Consider the following 2,550-nt stretch of genomic DNA (forward strand, 5'->3'; position numbering starts at 1 on the left):
CGACGACGCCGTGGTGGCACGTTCCGCCGGTCACGCAGCGGACGCCGTGACGCACCTGCGTCGCGCCCACCACGGGCGGGCGGTGGTGCTCCCGTCCCGCCCCGCGGACGAAGCCGCCGCCGTGGCCCCAGCCCCACCGGCCGGGACCCGGCCGGTGGCCGAGCTCCTGGCGGCCCGTGACCGTGACTCGGTCGGGGTGCTGGCGGCACTCCGCCACGCCCTGGCCGGCACCTTCATCGTCGTTGACTGGCCACAGGCGGTGGCCCTGCACGACGAACATCCCGACCTCACCTTCGTCACTCCGGACGGAGACGTGGCCGGTCCCTGCGGGTTCGTTGGGGGATCGACGCCGGACCGATCGTCGATGGTCAGCGCCGCGGCCGCCGAGGAGGCCGAACGACGCGTCGCCGAGCTCGATGACGCTGTCACGGCGGCGGCGTCGGAGGTGGGGCGAGCCCGTGCCCGCGTGGACGAACGGCGCGCGGAGCTCGCCACGGCCACCGCGGCGCTCAACGGGTCCGACGCCCGGATCACCGCCGCCGCTGAACAGCTGGCGCGCCTGACCAAGGACCTCGACGCGCTCACCCACCAGGAGGGACTGTTACGCCAGCACCGGGCCGAACTCACCGCGTCGGTCCAGCGCCACCAGCAGGCGCTGGTGACCCTCGAGACCGAGGAGCTGGTTGCGCCGCCCGCCAGCGACGACCCCGACCCGACCGAGCGTGACGCCGAAGCCGATCGGCTCGACCGCAGGGTGGACGAGTGCCGCAGCCGCGAACTGCAGGCCCGCCTGGCGGTGGAGCGCCTCGACGAACAGGTGCAGCAGCTGCGACGTGCCGCCGCCGAGCTACGCGAGGAGGCCGACCACGTCGAGCAGGCCCTGGCGGAGGCCGCTCGTCGGCGCGACCTGCGTCGCCGGCACGTGCGCCGCTGCGGCGATCTCGCGGCGGTCGCGGCGGAGGCGCTGACCAACATCGACGGGTCGATCCGCGACGCGTGCGCCGACCGAGATCGTCTCGACGCCGACCGGGCGCAGCGCGAACAGCAGGTGGCTGCGCTCCGTCGTCGCTTGCGGGAACAGGCCACCGCGCTCGACGCGGCACGGGAGCGGCGCCACGCCGCCGACCTGCAACGCGCCGAGGTGCGCCACCGCCTCGACCAGCTGATCGCGCAGGTGCGGGACGACTTCCAGCTGACTCCCGACGATCTGCTGGCCGAGCATCCCGACGCGGCCACCGACGACCGGGCCGACCTGGTCGCACGCCTCGAGACGCTCGAACGCAAGGTGGCGTCGCTCGGGCGCGTCAACCCGCTGGCGCTCGAGGAGTTCCACGCGCTCGAAGAACGCCACGGGTTCCTGTCACGCCAGCTGAACGATCTCCTCGCCAGTCGCCGCGACCTCCACCAGGTCATCCGGGCCGTCGACGCCAAGATCCGCGACGTGTTCGCCGACGCCTTCCGCGACGTCTCCCGCGAGTTCGAGGACGTGTTCGCCACCATCTTCCCTGGTGGTCATGGCCGGCTGACGCTCACCGACCCCGACGACCTGCTCACCACGGGCATCGAGGTCGAAGCGCGCCCACCCGGCAAGCGCATCCGGCGCCTGTCGCTGCTGTCCGGCGGAGAGCGGTCGCTCGCCGCACTGGCGTTCCTGTTCGCGATCTTCCGGGCCCGGCCGTCACCGTTCTACGTCCTCGACGAGGTCGAAGCGGCACTCGACGAGGTGAACCTGCGGCGGTTCCTGCAGGTGGTGGAGTCGTTCAAGCAGACGTCGCAGGTTCTGCTGGTCACGCATCAGACCCCCACCATGGAGATCGCCGACATGTTGTACGGCGTCACGATGGGCGCCGATGCCGTCTCGAAGGTCGTCGCCGAGCGTCTGAGCGAGGACGTCCCCGCCTAGCCGACGCCTAGCCGTGATCGCGCGACGCCGACGAGGCCGTGCACTCGAGACGGCCGACGGCGACGTCGTCTACGAGCGTCAGGCCGTGTCGCTGCGTCGGGGCGCCCGGTGGCCCGCCAGCTCGCCGACGAAGCGCCGGAGCCGCTCGACGGCCACTTGGTCGACGGGTTCGGGCAGGGGTGGGCGGCCCGGCGCACGGTTGGGTGTGCGGGCCGCCTTCGGCTCGTGGGGGCTCTGCTGTTGCTGCTGCCGTGGTCGGTCGGCGTTTGGTGGCGCCCTGTTAGAAGGGCAGGTCGCCGTCGTGGTCGAGGGGCAGTCGCGGGTCGTGGAGGTCGCCGTCGCCGGTGGCGGTTGGGGTGTTGCTGTTGTTTGCGGCGGGTTGGGGTGGGGGGCGGCGCAGGTGGGTGCCGGGCGGCAAGCGCCGGTAGACGCGCCCGCGGCGTTGGATGGTGACCGCGCCGGTGTCACCGTCGACCGAGACCGTCCAGCCGTAGCGGTGGACCTGGCGCAGGTGCATGGCCTTGGACAGACACACCAGGTTCTCCGGGAGGCCTCGTGGGGGTCGCCTTGGGGCTCCAAACCGTGAAACCAGTCGCCCCGTCGGCGACCCCCACAACGCCAACGAGCGGTCGCGGGCGCGCACGGCC

Annotated in this window: 2 protein-coding genes; one reads left to right on the forward strand and one right to left on the reverse strand. The window is 72.8% G+C overall.

Features of this window, described 5'->3' with window-relative positions; genetic code table 11:
• A partial coding sequence (locus M3N57_03800; protein ID MDP9021820.1) for an AAA family ATPase occupies nt 1–1,903 on the forward strand: 1,903 nt, incomplete at its 5' end.
• A gap of 280 nt (nt 1,904–2,183) precedes the next feature.
• On the opposite strand, the gene M3N57_03805 is transcribed toward M3N57_03800, so the two are convergent.
• Nucleotides 2,184–2,438, reverse strand: coding sequence for a hypothetical protein (locus M3N57_03805; protein MDP9021821.1), 255 nt, complete (start codon nt 2,436–2,438; stop codon nt 2,184–2,186).
• Nucleotides 2,439–2,550: the final 112 nt, after the last annotated feature.

The organism is Actinomycetota bacterium, from assembly GCA_030776725.1.
Classification (GTDB): Bacteria; Actinomycetota; Nitriliruptoria; order Nitriliruptorales; family JAHWKO01; genus JAHWKW01.